At 71.8% G+C, this 20,746-nt stretch carries 24 protein-coding genes; 13 read left to right on the top strand and 11 right to left on the bottom strand.

Annotated features, from left to right (window positions below; all coding sequences use genetic code 11):
- Positions 1-65 precede the first annotated feature (65 nt).
- A complete protein-coding gene (locus ACFPQ9_RS07540; RefSeq protein ID WP_380848642.1) occupies positions 66-503 on the bottom strand; it encodes a MarR family winged helix-turn-helix transcriptional regulator in 438 nt (145 codons plus the stop codon).
- 103 nt (positions 504-606) lie between these two features.
- On the opposite strand from ACFPQ9_RS07540, the gene ACFPQ9_RS07535 reads away from it, so the two are divergent.
- Both ACFPQ9_RS07535 and ACFPQ9_RS07530 read left to right on the top strand, forming a co-directional pair.
- Entirely contained in the window at positions 607-2,058 is a 1,452-nt protein-coding gene (locus ACFPQ9_RS07535) for an aldehyde dehydrogenase family protein (RefSeq protein WP_380848639.1), read from the top strand.
- Between the two features lie 25 nt (positions 2,059-2,083).
- A complete protein-coding gene (locus ACFPQ9_RS07530) occupies positions 2,084-3,190 on the top strand; it encodes an NAD(P)-dependent alcohol dehydrogenase (protein WP_380848636.1) in 1,107 nt (368 codons plus the stop codon).
- 19 nt (positions 3,191-3,209) lie between these two features.
- Here ACFPQ9_RS07530 and ACFPQ9_RS07525 read toward each other — a convergent pair whose 3' ends face one another.
- On the bottom strand, positions 3,210-4,160 hold the full coding sequence (locus ACFPQ9_RS07525) for an NADP-dependent oxidoreductase (protein ID WP_380848633.1): 951 nt from the start codon (positions 4,158-4,160) through the stop codon (positions 3,210-3,212).
- Between the two features lie 71 nt (positions 4,161-4,231).
- On the opposite strand from ACFPQ9_RS07525, the gene ACFPQ9_RS07520 reads away from it, so the two are divergent.
- Positions 4,232-5,203, top strand: coding sequence for a GlxA family transcriptional regulator (locus tag ACFPQ9_RS07520; RefSeq protein ID WP_380848630.1), 972 nt, complete (start codon positions 4,232-4,234; stop codon positions 5,201-5,203).
- Positions 5,204-5,220: 17 nt separating this feature from the next.
- Here the strand turns inward: ACFPQ9_RS07520 and ACFPQ9_RS07515 are convergent, their stop codons facing one another.
- Together ACFPQ9_RS07515 and ACFPQ9_RS07510 are read right to left on the bottom strand one after the other, a co-directional pair.
- Positions 5,221-6,855: an amidohydrolase gene (locus ACFPQ9_RS07515; RefSeq protein ID WP_380848627.1), complete on the bottom strand. Its 1,635-nt coding sequence runs from the start codon at positions 6,853-6,855 to the stop codon at positions 5,221-5,223.
- Between the two features lie 21 nt (positions 6,856-6,876).
- Positions 6,877-8,385: an APC family permease gene (locus ACFPQ9_RS07510; protein ID WP_380848624.1), complete on the bottom strand. Its 1,509-nt coding sequence runs from the start codon at positions 8,383-8,385 to the stop codon at positions 6,877-6,879.
- Between the two features lie 126 nt (positions 8,386-8,511).
- Here ACFPQ9_RS07510 and ACFPQ9_RS07505 point away from each other — a divergent pair, with 126 nt between their 5' ends.
- The 3 genes from ACFPQ9_RS07505 (at position 8,512) to ACFPQ9_RS07495 (ending at position 10,222) form a co-directional block, all read left to right on the top strand.
- Positions 8,512-9,270, top strand: a complete 759-nt coding sequence (locus tag ACFPQ9_RS07505) for a TetR/AcrR family transcriptional regulator (protein WP_380848621.1) — start codon at positions 8,512-8,514, stop codon at positions 9,268-9,270.
- A gap of 15 nt (positions 9,271-9,285) precedes the next feature.
- The gene (locus tag ACFPQ9_RS07500) at positions 9,286-9,750 is read left to right on the top strand and encodes a pyridoxamine 5'-phosphate oxidase family protein (protein ID WP_380848619.1); all 465 of its coding nucleotides are present in this window, start codon (positions 9,286-9,288) and stop codon (positions 9,748-9,750) included.
- A gap of 79 nt (positions 9,751-9,829) precedes the next feature.
- Positions 9,830-10,222: a VOC family protein gene (locus ACFPQ9_RS07495; RefSeq protein WP_380848616.1), complete on the top strand. Its 393-nt coding sequence runs from the start codon at positions 9,830-9,832 to the stop codon at positions 10,220-10,222.
- A gap of 137 nt (positions 10,223-10,359) precedes the next feature.
- On the opposite strand, the gene ACFPQ9_RS07490 is transcribed toward ACFPQ9_RS07495, so the two are convergent.
- On the bottom strand, positions 10,360-10,674 hold the full coding sequence (locus tag ACFPQ9_RS07490) for a DUF4235 domain-containing protein (protein WP_380848613.1): 315 nt from the start codon (positions 10,672-10,674) through the stop codon (positions 10,360-10,362).
- A gap of 24 nt (positions 10,675-10,698) precedes the next feature.
- On the bottom strand, positions 10,699-11,712 hold the full coding sequence (locus tag ACFPQ9_RS07485; protein ID WP_380848611.1) for a glutathione S-transferase family protein: 1,014 nt from the start codon (positions 11,710-11,712) through the stop codon (positions 10,699-10,701).
- Between the two features lie 151 nt (positions 11,713-11,863).
- Between ACFPQ9_RS07485 and ACFPQ9_RS07480 the strand changes: the two genes are divergently transcribed.
- Positions 11,864-12,835: a cation diffusion facilitator family transporter gene (locus ACFPQ9_RS07480; RefSeq protein ID WP_380848608.1), complete on the top strand. Its 972-nt coding sequence runs from the start codon at positions 11,864-11,866 to the stop codon at positions 12,833-12,835.
- A gap of 63 nt (positions 12,836-12,898) precedes the next feature.
- Here the strand turns inward: ACFPQ9_RS07480 and ACFPQ9_RS07475 are convergent, their stop codons facing one another.
- From ACFPQ9_RS07475 to ACFPQ9_RS07465, 3 genes are all read right to left on the bottom strand, one after another.
- Positions 12,899-13,348 (bottom strand): nitroreductase family deazaflavin-dependent oxidoreductase, encoded by a 450-nt coding sequence (locus ACFPQ9_RS07475; RefSeq protein ID WP_380848605.1) that lies wholly within the window; start codon positions 13,346-13,348, stop codon positions 12,899-12,901.
- An 80-nt stretch (positions 13,349-13,428) separates the two neighbouring features.
- Entirely contained in the window at positions 13,429-14,052 is a 624-nt protein-coding gene (locus tag ACFPQ9_RS07470; RefSeq protein WP_380848602.1) for a LysE family transporter, read from the bottom strand.
- On the bottom strand, positions 14,049-14,381 hold the full coding sequence (locus ACFPQ9_RS07465) for a hypothetical protein (RefSeq protein WP_380848599.1): 333 nt from the start codon (positions 14,379-14,381) through the stop codon (positions 14,049-14,051). The genes ACFPQ9_RS07470 and ACFPQ9_RS07465 overlap by 4 nt, the downstream gene beginning before the upstream one ends.
- Here ACFPQ9_RS07465 and ACFPQ9_RS07460 point away from each other — a divergent pair.
- Entirely contained in the window at positions 14,371-15,579 is a 1,209-nt protein-coding gene (locus tag ACFPQ9_RS07460) for a cytochrome P450 (protein WP_380848596.1), read from the top strand. The two genes, ACFPQ9_RS07465 and ACFPQ9_RS07460, sit on opposite strands and share 11 nt — an antisense overlap.
- Positions 15,580-15,621: 42 nt before the next feature.
- Positions 15,622-15,822: a ferredoxin gene (locus tag ACFPQ9_RS07455; protein WP_380849091.1), complete on the top strand. Its 201-nt coding sequence runs from the start codon at positions 15,622-15,624 to the stop codon at positions 15,820-15,822.
- 99 nt (positions 15,823-15,921) lie between these two features.
- Here ACFPQ9_RS07455 and ACFPQ9_RS07450 read toward each other — a convergent pair whose 3' ends face one another.
- The gene (locus ACFPQ9_RS07450) at positions 15,922-16,476 is read right to left on the bottom strand and encodes a TetR/AcrR family transcriptional regulator (protein ID WP_380848593.1); all 555 of its coding nucleotides are present in this window, start codon (positions 16,474-16,476) and stop codon (positions 15,922-15,924) included.
- A gap of 116 nt (positions 16,477-16,592) precedes the next feature.
- Here ACFPQ9_RS07450 and ACFPQ9_RS07445 point away from each other — a divergent pair, with 116 nt between their 5' ends.
- The 3 genes from ACFPQ9_RS07445 (at position 16,593) to ACFPQ9_RS07435 (ending at position 18,688) form a co-directional block, all read left to right on the top strand.
- Positions 16,593-17,051, top strand: a complete 459-nt coding sequence (locus ACFPQ9_RS07445; protein WP_380848590.1) for a nuclear transport factor 2 family protein — start codon at positions 16,593-16,595, stop codon at positions 17,049-17,051.
- Positions 17,052-17,073: 22 nt separating this feature from the next.
- Positions 17,074-17,622, top strand: coding sequence for a flavoprotein (locus tag ACFPQ9_RS07440; protein ID WP_380848587.1), 549 nt, complete (start codon positions 17,074-17,076; stop codon positions 17,620-17,622).
- A 97-nt stretch (positions 17,623-17,719) separates the two neighbouring features.
- Positions 17,720-18,688 carry an aldo/keto reductase gene (locus ACFPQ9_RS07435; RefSeq protein WP_380848584.1) on the top strand — a complete coding sequence of 323 codons (969 nt, stop codon included), beginning with the start codon at positions 17,720-17,722 and terminating at the stop codon, positions 18,686-18,688.
- Positions 18,689-18,692: 4 nt separating this feature from the next.
- Here the strand turns inward: ACFPQ9_RS07435 and ACFPQ9_RS07430 are convergent, their stop codons facing one another.
- Positions 18,693-19,514, bottom strand: a complete 822-nt coding sequence (locus ACFPQ9_RS07430; RefSeq protein ID WP_380848581.1) for a phytanoyl-CoA dioxygenase family protein — start codon at positions 19,512-19,514, stop codon at positions 18,693-18,695.
- A gap of 63 nt (positions 19,515-19,577) precedes the next feature.
- On the opposite strand from ACFPQ9_RS07430, the gene ACFPQ9_RS07425 reads away from it, so the two are divergent.
- Positions 19,578-20,501: a helix-turn-helix domain-containing protein gene (locus ACFPQ9_RS07425; RefSeq protein WP_380848578.1), complete on the top strand. Its 924-nt coding sequence runs from the start codon at positions 19,578-19,580 to the stop codon at positions 20,499-20,501.
- The last annotated feature ends 245 nt before the right edge of the window (positions 20,502-20,746 follow it).

Here is a 20,746-nt window from a genome sequence, read left to right as displayed (position 1 = left end):
AGCATGTTCGATTGACATATGTCTTCGAATTGCGACAGATGCTTCGCGTGATGTGCGGGGCGTGACTACGACAGCGCGTGCCAGGCCTTGGTGAGTGCCTGACGGAACTGTTCGGTCTGATGGGCCGTGAGCTCCCGCACCATCCGCTCCTCCAGTTCCCGTACCGGCCCCTCGTGCCGGGCGAGCAGCTCACGGGCGGTGTCGGTCAGCAGGATCAGCAGCTCGCGGCGGCTGTGCGGATTGCGCTCCCGGCGCACCAGGCCGCGGGTCTCCAGGCCCCGTACCAGATCGGCGATCGACTGCGCCGTGACGAAGGAGTCCCTGGCCAGCTGGGCGGCCGACAGCCCGTCGTGCCGCTGGAGCACGGTGAGCGCCGTGTACTGCAGGGCGGTGATCCCGGACGGCTTGACCAGCTCGTCCAGGTGTGAACGCACCACGAGCTCCACCTGTTTGACCATGTAGAGCAGTGACGGCGGTGCCTTGGCCGCCTGGGTCTCCAGCATGGGTTCAGCCTAGAGCATTGACAGGAATCCTGTCCGTAAAGAGACTGCGGACAGACAGGAATCCTGTTGGTTGAAAACTTGGCGACGAGGCTGAGGAGTGGCGATGACCACCTTCGAGATCGAACCCGGCCGGCTGTTCGTCGGCGGCCGGTGGCGCGAGGCCGCCGACGGAGCGCGCACCGAGGTGGTCGACCCGTCCCGCGGCACGGTCCTCACCACCGTCGCGGACGCCGGCGCCGCCGACGTGGACGCGGCCGTACGCGCCGCCCGTGACGCCTTCGACGACGGGGCCTGGTCCGGGCTGAGCGGCCGGGAACGCGGCCGGGTGCTGCACCGGGTCGCCGCGCTGATCCGGGAGAACGCCGACCGGATCGCCGAGTTGGAGAGCCTGGACGTCGGCAAGCCGATCACACTCGCGCACGCCGTCGACATCACCAACGCGGCCAACGACTACGAGCACTTCGCCGCGCTCGCCCACTCCCTGGACGGCGCCGTCCGCGACACCCCCATGAACGCCCTCGCCTATGTCCGGCGCCGGCCGATCGGCGTGGTCGGGGCGATCACCCCGTACAACTTCCCCCTGATCCTCTCCGGTTCGAAGATCGCCCCGGCGCTCGCGGCCGGCAACACGGTGGTGCACAAGCCGGCCGAGGAGACGCCGCTGAGCGCCCTGTACATGGCCGACCTCTTCAAGCGGGCCGGTGTCCCCGACGGTGTGGTCAACGTCGTCACCGGCGGACCCACGGCCGGCGAGGCGCTGCTGCGGCACCCCGGCGTGGACAAGGTCGCCTTCACCGGCTCGACCACCGTCGGCCGCAAGGTCGCCGCCGTCGCCGGCGAGGCCCTCAAACCGGTCACCATGGAACTCGGCGGCAACGCGGCCCATGTCGTCTTCGAGGACGCCGACCTGGAGAAGGCCGTCGGCGCGATCATCAAGGGCTTCGTCTTCAACACCGGCCAGTTCTGCATGGGCGGCCCCCGGCTGCTGGTGGCGCGGCAGGTCTACGGCACCCTGCTCGGCATCCTCGCCGACGCGGTGCCCGGCGTCCCGGTCGGCGACCCGCGGGACGCCGGGACCGTGGTCGGCCCGATGGCGGGGGAGCGGCATCTGCGCAAGGTCGAGGAGTACGTAGAACTGGCCCGCAAGGAGGGCGGCACCCTCGTCTGCGGCGGCGAACGGCTCGATCTCGACGGCGGCTATTACTACCGGCCCACCGTCATCGCCGACCTGCCGAACGACTCCCGGGTGATCCAGGAGGAGATCTTCGGCCCGGTCCTCACCGTCCAGCCCTTCGACTCCGAGGACGAGGCCGTCGCGCTCGCCAACTCCACGCCGTACGGCCTCGCCTCGGGCGTGCAGACCGGGAACCTGGCCCGTGCCCACCGGGTCGCCGACCGGCTGGACGCCGGGATCGTCTGGGTCAACGACTGGGCGATGCTCGACCCGGCGGTCCCCTTCGGCGGCGTCAAGGACTCCGGCTTCGGCCGCGAGTACGGGCCCGAGGCGCTGGACGCCTACACCACCACCAAGTCCGTCGTCGTCTCGCTCGACTGAGCGCACCGCCGAGGAGATTCACGCGATGTCCATCCCCACCCGCGCCGCCGTCGTCGAGTCGGGCGGCGCCCCCTTCACCCTGTCCGACGTACGACTCGACGAGCCCGGACCGCACGAGGCGATCGTCCGGATGGTCGCGGCCGGCCTGTGTCACACCGACCTCGGTGTGGCGAGCGGAGCGCTGCCCTTCCCGCTGCCCGGCGTCCTCGGTCACGAGGGCGCGGGCGTCGTGGAGGCCGTCGGCGCGGCCGTGACCGGCGTCGCGCCGGGCGATCACGTCGTGCTGTCGTTCACCTCCTGCGGCGGCTGCCGCGACTGCCGGGGCGGCCACCCGGCGTACTGCGCGAGCTGGCTGCCGCTGAACCTCATCGGCGGCCGCCGTGCCGACGGCACCGGCACCGTCAGCCGCGCCGGGGAGGAACTCGGCGGCCACTTCTTCGGCCAGTCCTCCTTCGCCGAACGGGCGTTGGCGGACGAACGCAGCCTGGTCAAGGTCGACCCGGACGTGCCGCTCGCCTCGATCGCCCCGCTGGGCTGCGGGGTGCAGACCGGGGTCGGCGCCGTCTGGAACGTGCTGAAGCCGGTCACCGGCGGCACGGTCGTCGTCCTCGGCGCCGGAGCGGTCGGCCTGTCGGCCGTCATGGCCGCCGCTCTGACCCCCGCCACCGACATCGTCGCCGTCGACCGTGTTGCCGAACGCCTCTCACTGGCAAGGGAGTTGGGAGCCACCCACACCATCGACGCGACCGGCACCGACGTCGCGGAAGCACTCGCCGACATCACCGGCGGCCGGGGCGCCGACGGCGTCGTCGAGACCACCGGCAACGTCGGCGTGCTGCGCCAGGGCGTCGACGGGCTCGCCGCCCGCGGCACTCTGGTCGTCGTGGGTGCCCCGCCGTTCGGCACCGAGGTCGCCCTCGACGTCAACGGACTGCTCGGCGGCAAACGGATCGTCGGCCTCACCCTCGGCGACGCCGAGACGCAGACCTTCATACCGGCCCTGGTCCGGCTGGTGAAGCAAGGCCGGCTCCCGCTGCACCGCCTGATCAGCACCTATCCGTTCACGGACATCGACCGGGCGGTACGGGACATGGGCGCGGGCAAGGCGATCAAGCCCGTGCTCACGTTCTGAGCCGGCCCGCTCCTGCCGCTCAGTCGACCGTCAGGACAAGCTTCCCGGTCGTCCGGCCGGTGTCGCCCAGGGCGTGCGCCTCGGCGGCATCGGCCAGCGGGAAGGTCCCGGCGATCTCCGGGCGCAACTTCCCCTGCTCGACCAGGTCCGCGATCGCCCGCATGTCGGCACGGTCGGCGTCCACCAGCATCCGCACGGCCCGCACCCCGAGCCGCTCGGCCTCCTCGCCGAACTCGTCCGAACCGACCGGCAGGATCGAGACCACGACACCGCCCGGACGCAGCACCCGCAGCGACCGCACCGAGGTCTCACCGCCCAGGGTGTCCAGGACGACGTCCACGTCCTTGACGGCCTCGGCGAAGTCCGTCTCCCGGTAGTCGATCACCTCGTCCGCGCCCAGGCCGCGCAGGAACTCGTGCTTGCCCGCGCTCGCCGTGCCGATCACATACGCGCCGCGCGCCTTGGCGATCTGCACGGCCACATGCCCGACGCCGCCGGCCGCCGCATGGATCAGCACCCGCTGCCCCGGCCGCAGGTCGGAGTGCTCGACCAGCGCCTGCCACGCGGTGAGGGACACCAGCGGCAGCGCCCCCGCCTCGACGTGACCGATCGAGGACGGCTTGTGGGTGAGGGCCCGCACCGGGGCGACGGCGTACTCGGCGTGCGAGCCGTGCCCGAAGGGGTACGGCAGCATGCCGAAGACCTCGTCGCCGGGACGGAAGGCGGCGACGCCGATGCCGACCGCCTCGACCACACCGGAGACGTCCCAGCCCAGGACGAACGGCGGCTCGCCCAGGAAGCCGCCGCTCTCGCGGTGCTTCCAGTCGGTCGGGTTGACGCCGGCCGCGCGGACGCGGACCAGTACCTCGTTCGGGCGCGGCTCCGGGCGCTCGATCTCCACTTTCTTCAGGACCTCGGGACCGCCGAGGACGTCCTGGCTGATGGCTCGCATGGTGTTCACAGTGCTCATGGTGAAACAGCCTGCCGGGGTCCGCCGCTCCAGGAAATGGCATGATTGCCAACCTTCGATAGAATCGTGCCATGCGTGAACGACGTGGTGACCGACAGGTGGAACGGGTCGTGGTGCTGGCCCTGGACGGCGTCTATCCCTTCGAGCTGGGCATCCCCAGCCGGATCTTCGGCGCTGCCGACGGCCGGTACGAGGTGCTGACGTGCAGCGTCGACGGCGAGCCGGTGCGCAGCAACGCCGACTTCACGATCGGTGTCCAGCACGGCCCGGAGATCCTCGCCACCGCCGACACCGTGGTGGTCGCCTCGGTCGGCGTCGCGTACATCCCCGAGGAGCTGCCCGCCGAGGTCGTCGCGGCGCTCGGGCGGATCCGCCCGGACGCGCGCATCGTGTCGATCTGCACGGCCGCCTTCGTCCTGGCGGCGGCGGGCCTGCTGGACGGCCGGCGCGCCACCACGCACTGGCATGTCACCGACCTGTTCCGGCGCCGCTATCCGCAGGTCGAGCTCGACCCGGACGTCCTGTTCGTCCACGACGGCCGGGTCCTCACCTCGGCCGGCGCCGCCTCCGGCGTGGACGTCTGCCTGCACATCGTGCGCACCGACCACGGCAGCGAGCTGGCCAACGCGGTCGCCCGGCGCTGCGTCGTGCCCCCCTTCCGGGACGGCGGCCAGGCCCAGTACATCGAGCAGCCCGTCCCGGAGAGCGGGGCCGCCAGCACCGCCGCCACCCGTGCCTGGGCCCTGGAACGCCTCGACGAGCCCCTCGCCCTGACCGACCTCGCCGCCCACGCCCGGATGAGCCTGCGCACCTTCGCCCGCCGCTTCAACGACGAGGTCGGCCTCAGCCCCGGCCGCTGGCTGATCCAGCAACGCGTCGGCCGCGCCCGCCACTTGCTGGAGTCCAGCGACCTGCCGGTCGACCGGATCGCCGTCGAGGTCGGCTTCGCCACCGGCGCCTCGCTGCGCCAGCATCTGCACGCCGCGATCGGGGTGTCACCGCAGGCGTACCGCCGCACCTTCCAGGCGGCCGAGGTCCGCTAGCGCGGCGGTACGCGCCCTCAGGCCCCCTGCGCCGCGTACACCTGCGTGCCCCCCACATAGGTCCGCGCGACCCGGGTCTGCGCGATCGCCTCCGCCGGTCCGTCGAACGGGTCGCGGTCCAGGACCACGAGGTCGGCCAGCGCACCCACGCGCACCTCGCCCGTGTCGTCGAGGTGATTGGCGTAGGCCGAGCCCGCCGTGTACGCGGCGAGCGCCTCGGCGAGTCCGATCCGCTCGCCGGGCAGGAACACCGGCGTGTCGTCGCTGTCCGGCGCCACCCGGTTGACCGCGACATGGATGCCGTGCAGCGGATCGGGGCTGCTCACCGGCCAGTCGCTGCCCGCCGCGAGCCGTGCGCCGGAGCGCAGCAGGGCGCCGAACGGGTACTGCCACGCGGCCCGTTCGGGACCGAGGAACGGAATCGTCAGCTCGTCCATCTGCGGCTCGTGCGCGGCCCACAGCGGCTGGATGTTCGCGATCGCCCCGAGCCGCGCGAAACGCGGCACGTCGGCCGGCTGGACGACCTGGAGATGGGCCAGGTGAGGCCGCGTGTCGCTGGGCCCGTTGGCGGCCCGCGCGGCCTCGACCGCGTCCAGCGCGTCACGTACGGCCCGGTCGCCCAGGGCGTGGAAGTGGCACTGGAAGCCGAGCGCGTCCAACTCGGTCACGTACTTGGGCAGTTGCTCCGGATCGATGAAGCTGGTGCCCCGGTTGGCGGTGGCGCAGCCGCACTTGTCGAGATAGGGCTCCACCAGCGCGGCGGTGCCGGTCTCGGCGACGCCGTCCAGCATCAGCTTGACGCTGGTCGCGCGGAACCGGCCGTGACTCAACGCCTGACGTCGCTCGACCAGTTCGGGAATCTGCTCGGCACCGCGCTCACGGTCCCACCACAGCGCGCCGACGACCCGAGCGGTGAGCGAGCCGTCCCGCGCGGCCGCCAGATACGCCTGCGCCGGGTCGTCCATGCCGAGGAAGTCCCCGACCAGCGCGTCCTGCCAGGCGGTGATGCCGAGCGCGTGCAGATGCCGCTGGGCGTGCAGCAGCGCCGCCACCCGGTCGGCCTGCGTCGCGGGCGGGGTCAGCCGCCCCACCAGCTGCATCGCGCCCTCCTGGAGCGTCCCGCTCGGCGCGCCGGAGGCGTCCCGGTCGATCCGTCCGTCGGCCGGCTCGGGCGTGTCGCGGGTGATCCCGGCGAGCGCGAGGGCGCGGCTGTTCACCCAGGCCCCGTGATGGTCACGGTTGGGCAGATAAACCGGCCGGTCGGGCACCACCGCGTCCAGCAGCTCCTTCGTCGGCCTACCGCCCTCGAAGGCCTCCATCGACCAGCCGCCGCCGGTGATCCACTCCCGCTCGGGATGCGCGTCGGCGTAGGCGCGCACCGCCGCGAGGGTCTCGTTCGCCGTCCTCGTGCCCGTCAGATCGCACTGGGTGAGCTCCAGCCCGGCCGGCACCGGATGCACATGCGCGTCCTGGAACCCGGGCAGCAGCAGCCGCCCGGCGAGGTCCACCACCTCGGTCCGCGGTCCGGCGAGATCGTGCACCTCCTCCCGCCCTACGGCCGTGACGCGGTCGCCGGTGACGGCCACGGCGGTCGCGGTACGGCCCTCGGGGGTGAGGACGGGGCCGCCGGTGAAGAGGAGATCTGCGTACATGTTCCTTTTCCTGGTCGGGGGTTATCGGGAGGTGACGAGAAGCTGCGGCGCGTCGGCGTCGGTGCCCTTGCCGGTGCGGAAGTACGGCGACCTGCGCACCCACCGGGCCCACGCGGCGGCCACGAAGCCGGACGCGATCATCGCCAGGGGAGTGAACAGCAGGAACCACCCGTTGTCGGCGCTGACTTCGAAGTGGTCGGCGGAGGTGTAGAACGACCAGCCCAGATAGCCGCCGAGACCGAGCAGCGCGAGCGCGCTCAGCGTGGGCAGGACCACCGCGCGCACCCCCTGCCAGAAGTCCTCGCGCAGCAGGGCACGGAAGCGGACGGCGGCCGCGAGCGCGGTGAGGGCGTACGACAGGGCGACCACGATGCCCACGGCGTTCACCGTCGCCATGATCATGTCGGCCAGCCGGGGTATGACGAGTGCGAGGACCGCGACCGCGATGGCCAGCGCGCCGATCAGCATCGTGCCGACGGCCGGAGTGCCGTACCGCGGGCTGACCTTGGACCACACCGGCCCGAGCGTACGGTCCCGGCTCATCGCGAACATCCCGCGGGCCGTCGGGATCACCCCGGCCTGGAGCGAGGCGACGGCCGAGAACATCAGCGCGATCAGGGGCAGCGCCGCCCACGGCTGGGAGGCCAGCCGCTCACCGAAGAAGGCGAGGCCCTCGGGTCCATGGCCCACCAGCTCCTCCTCGGACAGGACCCGTTGGAAGGCGACCGAGCCGAGCAGGAACAGTCCGAGCATGGTGAACAGGGTGATGGTGCCGGCCCGGGACGCGTCGCGCGGGTCGCGCACCTCCTCGTTCACGGTGAACGCGGACTCGAAGCCCCAGTAACAGAACACCGACAGCAGCAGCCCCTGCGCCAGCGCGGTCGCCGACGGGATCTCGAACGGGTCGAACCAGCTCAGGCTGAAGGCGTGCGGGCCGGTGACGATGCCGTAGCCGCAGAAGCCCAGCAGGACGACGTACTCGAAGACCAGCAGTCCGGCCTGGAGCCGCGCGGCGGTGCGGATGCCGGTCACGGCGGTCAGGGTGACCGCCACCAGGACGACGATGCCGACGGCCGTGGTCTGAGCGGTCGAACCGGGGTCCAGCGCGAGGCCGCCCACCCGGTGCAGCCCGGCGTCGCCCGCCAGCTGGAGCAGGGCCGAACCGGTGACCGCGGTGGTGTACGCGAGGAACGCCACCACGGCCACGATGTTCACCCAGCCGACCATGAAGCCCAGCCACGGGGTGAGCGAACGGCCCACCCACACGTAGCCGTTGCCCGCGTTGGGCTCGACCTTGTTGAGCCGGGAGTAGGCGCCCGCGATGCCGAGGACCGGCAGGAACGCCAGCAGCATGATCGCCGGCAGATGCAGGCCGACCACGCCCGCGGTGACGCCGAGGCCGATGCCGATGCTGGTGGTCGCGGCCGTGCTGGACGCGGCGATGGCGACGCCGTCCAGGACACCGAGGGACTTGCGCAGCTCGGGCTGCGCGGGAGGGTCGACGACGCCGGGGGGCTGCTGATCGGACATGGCCGGATCTCCGCTCGCATCGGGGGGCCGGGCGGCCCCGATGAGCGGACATGAAACTGAACGGGGGCTTAACAGGTCAACGGTGTTGTCATAAGGTGCGGGGCACCGGACCGAGGGAGGCAGTCCATGAGCGAGCGAGTAGTCCCGCCCGCCGCCCGGCAGCGCAGGCGCCCCACCAAGCAGGGCGTGGTCCTGTCCGAGGACCTGATCGTCGAGACGGCCCTGCGGCTCATCGAGGAGCACGGCGCCGACGCCCTGTCGGTACGCCGCCTCGGCCGTGCCCTCGGCGCCGACCCCAGCTCGCTGTACCGGTACTTCCGGACCACGGACGACCTGATGCTCGCCATCGCCGACGAACTCATCGGCCGTACCCTGCGCACCTGGCGCCCCACCGGGGACTGGCACGCCGACCTGCGGGACCTGGGCCTGCGTATGCACGCCGGCGCCCTCGCGCACCCCCGGGCCGCGGTGCTCAGCTCGTACCGGGTGACCGGGCGGGCGTACGAGATCCAGGCCGTCGAAACCATCCTCGGCGTGCTGCGCCGGGCCGGTTTCCCCGACCCCGACGCGGTGCGGATCTACCACGTCTTCGTCGACCAGGCCCTCGCGCACGGCGCCCTCGACTCCGCGAGCGTGGCGATGCCGAAGGCCGCGCGGGACGCGGAGGCGGCCGTGTGGCGGGCGACGTACGCGCGCCTGCCCGCCGAGACCCACCCGCACATCGCGGCCACCGCCCGGCATCTCGTGGCCGACATGGCCCGCAGCTCCTATCCGGCGGCCCTGGACCTGCTGCTCGCCGCCGCGGCGAGCCGGCTGGCGGAAATCCGTTCCCGCTCCACGGACCCGGCGGCCACACTGGAGCCCTCCGTCAAGTCCGTCCCGTGAGAAGAGAGTTCGCCGATGGCACCGTCGTCCGCACGCCCCGCCGAGCAGCGCAAACGCGACACCCTGCACCGTCTGGAGCACGACGAGGACGTGTGGGTCGCCACCGCCGACGCGGGCGGCGGAGTGCCGTTCCTCGTGCCCCTGTCCTTCCTCTGGGACGGCTCGGCCCTGCTGCTGGCGACGCCCGCCGCCAGCCCCACGGGCCGCAACCTGAGGGAGACCGGCAGAACGCGCCTCGGCATCGGTCCGACCCGCGACGTCGTCATGATCGAGGGCACGGTCGAGACGATCACGCAGACCGAACTGTCAGCGGAGGAGGGCGACCGCTTCGCGGCGAAGACCGGCTTCGACCCGCGCCGGCTCACCACGCCCTACCTGTACTTCCGCGTCCTGCCGACCCGGGTGCAGGCCTGGCGCGAGGCCGATGAGCTGGCCGGCCGCGAGCTGATGCGGGACGGGAAGTGGCTGGTGGCGGACTGAAACGGCCTGACCTGGACACCCGTGGGGGACAGGGCGGCGGGGCACGACGTCCCGCGCCCAGGACTCCTGCGGAGGAACCATGCCAGTGGTGAAAGCGGGCTTCGTGGTGCTGGACTGCGCCGAGCCCGAGAAGCTCGCCGTCTTCTACACGGAACTCCTGGAAGGCGAGCAGACGGACGCGACCGCCAACCGAGTGGAGATCAGGGGCGCCGACGGGACCCGGCTCGCGTTGCGCCGCGACATGAACGCCACCCCGCCGAGCTGGCCGCGCCCCGAGAACTCCCTCCAGGCCCATCTGGACTTCGTGGTGGACGACCTGGACGAGGCCGAGCGCCGCATCGTCGGCCTCGGCGGCCGTCCCGTGGCGACGAGGGAGCCGGCGGGCCCGTACGAGGAGCGTGGCTTCTCCGACCCGGCCGGCCACTCCTTCACCTTGCGCCGCGTGTCGGCGACGGCACCGAAACAGGGCTGAGCCCGCACCTGGCAGAAGCAGGGTCACCCGCGCCCCGCGGGTGGCGTCCGGGCAGACGGGACTTCTACCCGGACCCCACCCGCGCCCCCCGGGGTCCGGGCAAGACGGACTGCGGCCCGGACCCCGGGGGCCGTTCCTCAGTCGCGGCCGCCCTGGTCCGCGACCGGCCATACGCCCGTCGAGCGTTCGATCGCCTTCGCCCCCGTGCGGTCCGCCAGGCTCCGGGCCACCGCGAACAGGGCGCCCTGGACGGCCGCCGCGAGCAGGATCTCGCCCCAGCCGCGCTCCCGGTCCAGTGCGTCGGGGGCGTCCTCCTCATGCCGGATCGCCATCCAGGTCTTGCGGAAGGCGACCCCCGCCAGCGCCCCGCTCGCCCAGCCCAGGGCGAAACCCAGGGGCTTGTAGGCCAGGGGGAGTTTCAGCTTCTTCGGCTTGTTGCTCTTCTTCGCCATGCGCGCCTGCGCCTCCTTCGTCGATCAGGGTCGCCCGGCCACCGGGACCCGCTCGGCCTCGGGCACCGGCCCGGGCGGCGTCCCGTCGCCGAACGGCCTGCCGCCCAGCTCCTCGCGGTGGTGCGGCGTCAGCCAGCCCGTCGGATCCGGGCCGAGAGGCACGATTCCGGTCGGGTTGATGCCGCTGTGCACCAGGTAGTAGTGCCGTTTGATGTGGTCGAAGTCGACGGTGTCACCGAACCCCGGCGTCTGGTAGAGGTCGCGGGCGTACGCCCACAGCACCTGATTCTCCGTCAACTTCCAGCGGTTGCACTTGAAGTGGCCGTGGTAGACGGCGTCGAACCGGACCAGCGTGGTGAACAGCCGGATGTCCGCCTCGGTGATGGTGTCGCCGACCAGATAGCGCTGCCCGGCCAGCCGCTCCGCCAGCAGCTCCAGCCGCCGGAAGAGCCGGTCGTACGCGTCGTCGTACCGCGCCTGGCCGGTGGCGAAGCCCGCCCGGTACACCCCGTTGTTGACATCCTCGTAGACATCCGCGATCACGGTGTCGATCTCGTCCCGCAGCGCCTTCGGCCAGAGGTCGGGCGCACCCTCGCGGTGCAGGGCCGTCCACTCGGTGGCCAGGTCGAGGGTGATCTGCTGGTAGTCGTTGGTGACGAGCCGGCCGCTGGGCACGTCCACGATCGCGGGGACGCTGACGCCGCCGGGGTAGCCGGTCTCCCGCCGGTCGTACGCCTCGCTCAGATAGCGGATGCCGAGCACCGGATCGCGGTCGCCGGGGTCCAGCGTGAAACGCCAGCTGCGGTCGTCCTGGATCGGGTCGGCGATCGCCAGCGACAGGGCGTCCTCCAGCCCGAGCAGCCGACGGGACACCAGGGACCGGCTCGCCCACGGGCAGGCACGGCTCACCACCAGACGGTAGCGGCCAGCCTCCACCGGCCAGCCGTCCCGCCCGTCCGCCGTGATCCGGTCCGTGAAGTGCGCCCTGGACCGCTGGAACGGCTTTCTGCCGTAATCGGTGTTGCCCCCGCCGCTCATGCCGGCGCTCCTCCCTGCCGTTTGCAGCGACTTGCGGCGTACGCCTCTCCCGGACGCCGCGCCACCGCGGTACCACGAGTCCGGTCCCGAGTCCCCCGATTTCCGCCGAAGGCACGGTGTGATCCCTGTCGATCTGGGGATTCGGCGTTAGATGAGCAGGACGAACGAGGCACCGCGCACGGACCGCAGGACCAAGGTCACCGTGCTGGTGGCGCTCACCGCCAACCTCGTCATCGCCGTCGCCAAGGCCGTCGGCGGGCTCTTCGCCCACTCCCCGGCACTGCTGTCGGAGGCGGCGCACTCCGTGGCGGACAGCCTGAACGAGGTCTTCCTGCTGGCCGCGCTGCGCCGCAGCCGCCGGCCCGCCGACGCCCGCCACCCCTTCGGCTACGGCAAGGAGCGCTTCTTCTGGTCGCTGCTCGCGGCCGTCGGCATCTTCGTGATGGGTGGCTGCTTCTCGTTCTTCCAGGGCTTCGAGGCGTTGCGCGGCGGAGGCGAGGAGCGGTTCAGCGGCTATGTGGCGGGCATGATCGTGCTGGGGGTCGCGTTCGTCGCCGAGGGACTGTCGCTGGTGCGCGCGCTGCACCAGGTGCGCCGGCAGGGCGGCCTCGCCGGCGGCCTGCGGGACCCGGCCCTGCGCACGGTCGTCGCCGAGGACGCCACGGCGGTGCTGGGCGTGACGCTCGCCTTCGCGGGCATGGCGCTGCACATGATCACCGGGCAGGTCGTATGGGAGGCGTCCGCCTCGCTCGCGATCGGCGCGCTGCTCGTCTACGTCGCCTACCGGCTGGGCCGCGACGCCCGCGACCAGCTGATCGGGGAGGCCGCCGACCCCGAGGCCGACGCCAGGATCCGTGCGCTGCTGGCGGCACAGCCGGAGATCGACAGTGTGGAGGCACTGTTCACCATGAAGACGGGCCTGGACACCGCTCTGGTAGCGGCCCGTGTCGATCTGGTGCCCGGTCTCGACAGCGAACAGGTCGAGGAAGTCGCCGTCCGCATCAAGCGGTCCATCGGCGACGAGGTGGCCGAGGCCGATCAGATCTTCCTCGACGTGACCGAACGCTCCGCCCGGGAGGCATACGGAAGCCCCGCCGCGACGGGGGAGCGCGGCGGGGCCTGACGCACGTGTGCCCGGCGTCGGACGGTTCATGCGCACCGGGTGGGAAAAAGTTTCCGGAGCCGGTCAGTCCTCTTCGAAGGGCTCCAGAACGAACAGCGGGATCACCCGGTCGGTCTTCTCCTGGTACTCCGCGTAGGGCGGGTACGCCGCCACGGCCCGCTCCCACCACTCGGCCTTCTCCGCGCCGGTGACCTCGCGGGCCTTCATGTCCCACGCGTGCGTGCCGTCCCTGAGCTCCACATGGGGATCGGCCTTGACGTTGTGGTACCAGACGGGGTGTCGGGGCGCCCCGCCCAGCGAGGCCACGGCGGCGTAGCGGCCCTCGTGCTCGACGCGCATCAGAGGCGTCTTGCGGATCTTGCCGCTCTTGGCGCCGCGGGTGGTGAGCAGGATGACGGGCATCCCCGTGTTCATGAGGGTCGTGCCCTGGGTGCCGCCGGAGCTCTCGTACAACTCGACCTGCTTGCGGACCCAATCGGTCGGGCTGGCCTCGTACTCGCCCTCAAGAGGCATGTCATCGGTCCCATCGTCGTGTCCTGTGCTGACTGACGCCGTCTTCAACACCGGCAGGTGCGTGATTCATCCTGCCGGTCCTACAGCAGCATCCTCACGGCCAGCAGCAGGATCACGCCGCTCGACACCAGCGCCGTCACCAGACGCCCCCGACGCCCCGTCAGCAGTCGCCCCAGCAGCGCCCCGCCCCCGGCGAGCAGCAGCTGCCAGCTGGCCGACGCGGCGAAGGCGGCCAGGACGAACACGCCTTGTTCCGGGAGGGAGACGGCGTCCGCCGCGCGGGTGCCGAGGACCAGGGCCGCGAAATAGATCACGGTGGTCGGGTTGAGCAGGGTGATGCCCAGCAGCGCCAGATAGGCGCGCGCTGGACTCGGGGGCGGGGGAGTGGAGCGGGTGGTGAGCCGCTGGCCGCGGTACTGGCGCACGGCGGTGACCGCGCCCCGGACCGCGAGGACCGCGAGGACCAGGGCGGAGGCCCAGCGCAGCGGCTCCAGCACCGGACGCAGCGCCGCGGCCGGCGCGGAGCCGCCGAGAGCGGCCGCGAGCGCGTAGAGCCCGTCGGCGGTCGCGACGCCGAGCGCGGCGCAGACCCCGGTCCGCAGGGACGTACGGGCGGTGAGGGAGACGAGATAGGTCGCGACCGCACCGACGGGGAGGGCGATGCCGTATCCCGCGAGCAGCCCCGCGACGAGCGCGGCGGTCACGACGTGGGAAGCGAGGGCCTCCACGGTCGGCCGGGCTGCTGCTGGAGGCGCACCGGACGAGCGGCGGCGGTCAGCGGCAAGAAGGCGAGGATCGTAGGCATGGCCGGATTCTGGGGGCGGCCGCGGCCCGCCGACAAGCGAATTTCGCGGGAGAGCAGCGCGGCACCGGTCCGGCGTCCGCCGGACCGAAGCTCTGTGCGACGATCCCCGGCCAGATTGTCCGCGCGCCTGATCTGGCCGAACTTGACGTCGTCAGCTAGATGCCCCAGGCATCTAATGAAGATCGGCACGACGCACTCTTCGTCTGTGAGGTCCTCCATGACGGACATGACGGAACCCCCCACCGTCGCCTTCCCCCAGAACCGCACCTGCCCCTACCACCCGCCCACGGCCTACGGCCCCCTGCGCGACACCCGCCCCCTGGCGCGCATCACCCTCTACGACGGCCGGCCGGTCTGGCTGGTCACCGGACACGCCCTCGCCCGCACCCTGCTCGCCGACCCGCGGCTGTCCTCCGACCGCACCCGGCCCGGATTCCCCGCGCCCACCGAGCGGTTCGCGGGGGTGCGCGACCGGAGGTCCGCGCTGCTCGGCGTCGACGACCCCGAACACCGGATCCAGCGTCGGATGATGATCCCCAGCTTCACCCTGCGCCGCGCCGCCGAACTGCGCCCGCAGATCCAGCGCGTCGTGGACGAACGGCTCGACGCGATGGTCGACCGGGGGGCGCCCGCCGAGCTGGTGAACGCCTTCGCGCTGCCGGTGCCGTCGATGGTCATCTGCGCCCTGCTGGGCGTGCCCTACGCCGACCACGACTTCTTCGAGGGTGAGTCACGACGCCTGCTGCGCGGGGCCACGTCAGCCGAGGTCATGGACGCCCGTGACCGGCTGGAGGCCTACTTCGCCGAGCTGATCGACCGCAAGCAGAAGGACCCGGAGCCCGGTGCCGGTGTCCTCGACGAGCTCGTCCACCAGCAGTTGCGCGACGGCTCCCTCGACCGGGAGGAGGTCATCGCCCTCGCGACCATCCTGCTGGTCGCCGGCCACGAGACGACCGCCAACATGATCTCGCTCGGCACCTTCACCCTCCTCCAACACCCGGAGCAACTCGCCGAGTTGCGCGCCGATCCCGGGTTGTTGCCCGCCGCCGTCGAGGAGCTCATGCGGATGCTGTCGATCGCCGACGGGATGCTGCGGGTCGCCGCCGAGGACATCGAGACGGGCGGCGAGACGATCCGGGCGGGCGACGGCGTGGTCTTCTCGACCTCGGTCATCAACCGCGACGAGTCCGTCTACCCCGACCCCGACACCATCGACTGGCACCGCCCCACCCGCCACCACGTCGCCTTCGGATTCGGCATCCACCAGTGCCTCGGCCAGAACCTGGCCCGCGCCGAGATGGAGATCGCCCTGCGCACCCTCTTCGAGCGCCTGCCGACCCTGCGGCTTGCCGTCCCCGCGGAGGAAATCCCCTTCAAACCCGGCGACACGATCCAGGGGATGCTGGAACTCCCCGTGACCTGGTAAGAGGCTCCGGTCATGCACAACGAAACGCACGAATCAGGCCATATCCACATCGAGATCGATCACGACGTCTGCGTCGGCGCCGGTCAGTGCGCCCTGGCCGCCCCGTCCGTGTTCACCCAGGACGACGACGGCTTCAGCGCCCTGCTTCCCGGCCGGGAGGACGGCGGGGGCGACCCGATGGTGCGGGAGGCCGCCCGGGCCTGCCCGGTCAGCGCCATCACCGTGTCCGAAGGGGGGAGTTGACGGCAGGAGCCCCGTCAGGCGCCCGCGCCCGTGAAGGGGCGCGGGCCCGCCCACGGGCAGGCGCGGGCCCCGCCCCTCGGCGGGCGCTGGACCCGCCCCTCAGCGGGCCGCCGCCACCAGTGCCCGCGCAGCCTCGCGCGCCTCGGCCGCAGGTCGCGTACCGCCCGTTATCCCCGCCGTGACCATCGCGCCCTCGGCCAGCAGATACAGCGGCCCGGTCAGCGCGTCCGGCAGTCCGGCGCCGGCCACCAGTGAGGCGAGGTAGGCGCGGAACGCCCGCTTGTGCGCCCGGACCTGGTCCGCCACCCGCTCCGAGCGGGCGCCCAGCTCGCCGTAGGAGTTGATCCAGGCGCATCCGCGGAAGTCCTCCTCGGCGAACCACTCCTCCAGCCAGTCGAAGACGGCGAGGATCCGCGCCTCGGCGTCCGGCTGCCGCTCCACATATGTGGCGAGGTCGCCGCGCCAGCGCACGTCGCGCCGCTCCAGATACGCCTCGACCAGTTGCTCCTTCGCCGGGAAGAGCTGATAGAGCCGCTTGAGCGAGACCCCGGACGCGCCCCGGATGTCGTCCATGCCGACGGACTGGATGCCACGCCCGTAGAACAGCGTCTCCGCTGCGTCCAGTGCCTGATCCCGGGCGGTTGCGCTGTCCATGTACGACCTCTCCTTGACGCGAGAACGTGCGTTCTCCTACGGTAGCAGCCAACGGGAGAACGTACGTTCTCTGTTCCCTCTCGCTCGCCCGCCGCCGATACACCCCGGAGGAAGACATGGCCGACCGCCCGCCCCTGCCCCCGTTCACCCACGAGACCGCCGCGCAGAAGGTGCAGGCAGCCGAGGACGCCTGGAACACCCGCGACCCGCACAAGGTGTCGCTGGCCTACTCGGAGGACTCGGTGTGGCGCAACCGCGACACCTTCGTCACCGGCCGCGCCGAGATCGTCGAACTGCTCACCGCGAAGTGGGCGCGCGAGCTGGAGTACGCGCTGCGCAAGGACCTGTGGGCCTTCGACGGCAACCGCATCGCGGTCCGCTTCCAGTACGAGTGCCGGGACGCCGACGGCCAGTGGTGGCGGTCGTACGGCAACGAGCTGTGGGAGTTCGACGAGCACGGCCTGATGACCCGCCGCGAGGCGAGCATCAACGACGTGCCGATCGAGGAGAAGAAGCGCCGCATCTTCGGCCCGCGGCCGGAGAACGAGCGCGGGCTCACCTTCCCGGTGCGCTAGGCCGGTTGAGTAGGGTTCCCGGGTGACCGAACAGGCCCGGAAACCCTTCCTCTACGTCGTCGTCTGCGCGGCCGGGATCGCCGTGGACGTCAGCAAACTGATCAGCGCCGCGCAGGAGCGGGACTGGGAGGTCGGGGTCATCGCGACCCCGGTCGCCATGAACGGCTTCTTCGACACCGCCGCCGTCGAGGCCCTGACCGGCCGCCCGATCCGCTCGGCGTGGCGCACACCCGCCGATCCGCGCCCCTTCCCACCGCCGGACGCCGTCGTCGTCGCCCCGGCCACCTTCAACACCCTCAACAAGTGGGCCGCCGGCATCTCCGACACCCTCGCCCTGGGCACTCTGTGCGAGGCGTACGGCCTCGGCGTCCCGATCGCCGTCCTGCCCTGTGTCGCCGACGCGCTCGCCGCCCACCCCGCCTGCGGCGACAGTCTGATACGGCTGCGCGCGATGGGCGTGCGTTTCGGGGACGCGTACACCGGCGAGGCGGGGGAGGACGGCAGGCGTCCGGAGTTCGGCTGGGAACGGGCGCTGGACCTGCTGGAGCGTGGCCCTGCGGCCGCCGGTTGACGAGAACCGGTGGGGCGCCGGACAGGGAATCGGCGGGTGTTGGGCACGACGACGTACGCTCCCCAGGTACCCCACCCCGAAGGCAGGAGCAGCAACGATGCAGTACGTGAAGCTCGGTTCGACGGGCCTGGACGTGTCGCGGATCTGTCTGGGTTGCATGACCTACGGGCTCCCCGACCGCGGCGCGCACGAGTGGACCCTCGACGAGGAAGCGTCGCGGCCGTTGATCCGCCAGGCGCTGGACGCCGGGATCAACTTCTTCGACACCGCCAACGTCTACTCCGACGGCACCAGCGAGGAGATCGTCGGCAAGGCGCTTCGCGACTTCGTGAGCCGGGACGAGATCGTGCTCGCGACGAAGGTCAACGGCCGGATGCGGCCGGGTCCCAACGGCGCCGGGCTCTCCCGCAAGGCCATCATGACGGAGATCGACCACAGCCTGGCCCGCCTCGGCACCGACTACGTCGACCTGTACCAGATCCACCGCTTCGACCCGCACACCCCGGTCGAGGAGACGATGGAGGCGCTGCACGACGTGGTGAAGGCGGGCAAGGTGCGCTACATCGGGGCGAGTTCGATGTACGCCTGGCAGTTCTCCAAGATGCAGTACACCGCCGAGCGGCACGGCTGGACGAAGTTCGTCTCGATGCAGAACCACTACAACCTCCTCTACCGAGAGGAGGAGCGCGAGATGCTGCCGCTCTGCGCGGACCAGGGCGTCGGCGTCCTGCCGTGGAGCCCGCTGGCCCGCGGCCGGCTCACCCGGGACTGGGGCACGGTCACCGACCGCAGCGCCAATGACAACTTCGGCAGCCGCCTGTACGTCGACAGCGACCGGGTCGTCGTCGAGGCCGTCACCCGCGTCGCGCACGAACGCGGTGTCCCGCGCGCGCAGGTCGCCCTGGCCTGGCTGCTGCACCAGGACACGGTGACGGCCCCGATCATCGGCGCCGCCAGGCCGCAGCACCTCGAGGACGCGGTGGCGGCGGTGGAACTGGAGCTGACCGACAAGGAGTTGGAGGAGCTGGAGCGGTCCTACGTGCCACATCCGATCATCGGTCACTGAAGCGCTAGTGGGGCCCGGACGGCGCGAACTCGCTGCCGCACGGGCCCGCCCCTTCACTCTCGCCCAACGGCACACGATCCCCACGCATCGACAACGTCCGGTAATACGCCCCGATCCGCTCGGCCGAACGCCCCACGTAGTGCCCGATGAACGACCGGCGGAAGCGGTCCTGCGTACGGTTCGGCTGCGACCCGTGCACCAGACTGCCGTTGAAGAACAGCACGTCTCCCGGCCGCATGTCGACGGGCACCGCCTCCAGACCGGGAGGCGGTGCGACGTACTCCCGAGCGAAGGACACCTCCTCGTCCGCGACCTCCGGGCAGAACAGGTCCATCGCATGGGTGCCGGGGACGACCTCCAGGCCGCCGTTGTCCCGGTCGATCACATCGCAGGCGATCCACGCCGCCACGCAGGTGCCCGGCTCCACCCGCAGATAGAAGTTGTCCTGGTGCAGGGCCTGGCCCCGGGCCCCCGGCGGCTTGAAGTAGAACATGCTCTGCGCCGCCAGCACCTCCTCCCCGAGCAGTTCCTCCAGCACGCCGCGCAGCCGGGGATCGAGCAGCACCCGCAGCGACAGTTCGTCGATCTCGTGCGGTTGCATCACCCGCGGGTACGCCCGCAGCGGATCGCTCTGCTCCGGCCGCGGCTCGAAATGCCCGGCCACCGGCCCGGCCGCGTGCAGCGCCGCGAACCGCTCGCACAGCAGGCCGATCTCGTCGTACCCGAACAGCCCGCGCACGACGGTGAAGCCCTGCTCCCTGAACCGGCGGAGCCCGGCCTCGGGCAGGATGGGGGCGCCGGCGGCGCCGATGTCCGTGGCTGTCATACGTCCACTCCTCGGTCGGGTGTCCTGTGCCTGTCACGCTAGGCCGAGGGACGTACCGGGAGGATGACCGTGAGCGCTGACGGATTGCCCGAGACTGCTGCCGAGCCCGGTGCCCCCGCCCCGCCGTCCGGCCTGGTCGTGGTCGGGCACTTCGACCAGCCGCCCGGGTACCGGGTCGAGCGGCCGCGCGGCGCGGACAGCTGGCTGTTCACCTGGACGACCGGCGGCCGGGGCCTGCTGCGGCACGGCAGCACCCAGGCGCGGGCCGCGGCGGGCGACCTGGTGGTGCTCGCGCCGGGCGTGCCGCACGGCTACGGGGTCGAACCGACCGCGTCCCACTGGGAGTTCTGGTGGGCGCACTGCCGGGCCCGCCCCACCTGGCGGACGTGGTTGCGCCCGTACGACGTCGGTGCGGGGCTGTACGTCGTCACGCCGACGCCCGACGCGGTGCACGGCCGCGTCGAGGCGGCCTTCCGCCGGATGCTCGCGGACGCCCGCTGGACCGGCGCGGACGCGCCGCCCGCACCGGTGGCGGGGGAGGAGCCGGTCGCCGTGGCGCATGGCACCGCGGCCCGTGAGCTCGCCCTGTGCTCGCTGGAGGAGGTCGTCCTGCTCACCGCCGGCACCGCGCGCAAAGCACCGGCCCAGCCAGGAGTCGATGCCCGGGTGCGGCGGGCGCAGGCCCTGATCGACGCCGACCCGGCCGCCCCGCACTCGGTCCGCTCACTCGCGGAACACGTCGCGCTCTCACCGTCTCGGTTCGCCCACCTCTTCACCGGACAACTCGGTCAGTCGCCGATGCGCGCGCTGCGCGAGGCACGACTGCGGCACGCCGCCCGGCTGCTGGAGAGCACCGGCCTGTCCGTGGACCGGGTGGCGGCCGCTTCGGGGTTCGCCAGTGCCCCTCATTTCAACCGGGCGTTCCGGGAGCGGTACGGAAGGCCGCCGGGGGCGTACCGGTCGGATGGTCCAATGGTTGACAACTGACTTGTGGAGGCCCGGTGAAGGCGAGCGCGTCCGCATGACCAGGCAGGAAAGTGGCAGGGCGGCTGCTCAATGGTTTCCGTCGCCGCCCGGAGCGTGATGAGTGAATACCGTTTCCAATTGTCCCGGCGGTATTTCGAATGATCGAGGCGCACTATTGACCACGCGTCAAATAGTGGTCGGCCCGCATGTAATGCGCAAGAACCGCAGTCGCTTGTTCTCTGCCCCTGACCTGTGCAAAGGTGTGC

The sequence above is a fragment of the Streptomyces coerulescens genome, assembly GCF_042657965.1.
Taxonomy (GTDB): Bacteria; Actinomycetota; Actinomycetes; order Streptomycetales; family Streptomycetaceae; genus Streptomyces; species Streptomyces coerulescens.
The sequence above is the reverse complement of the archived record's forward strand: the minus strand, read 5'-3'. Positions and strand labels throughout refer to the sequence as shown.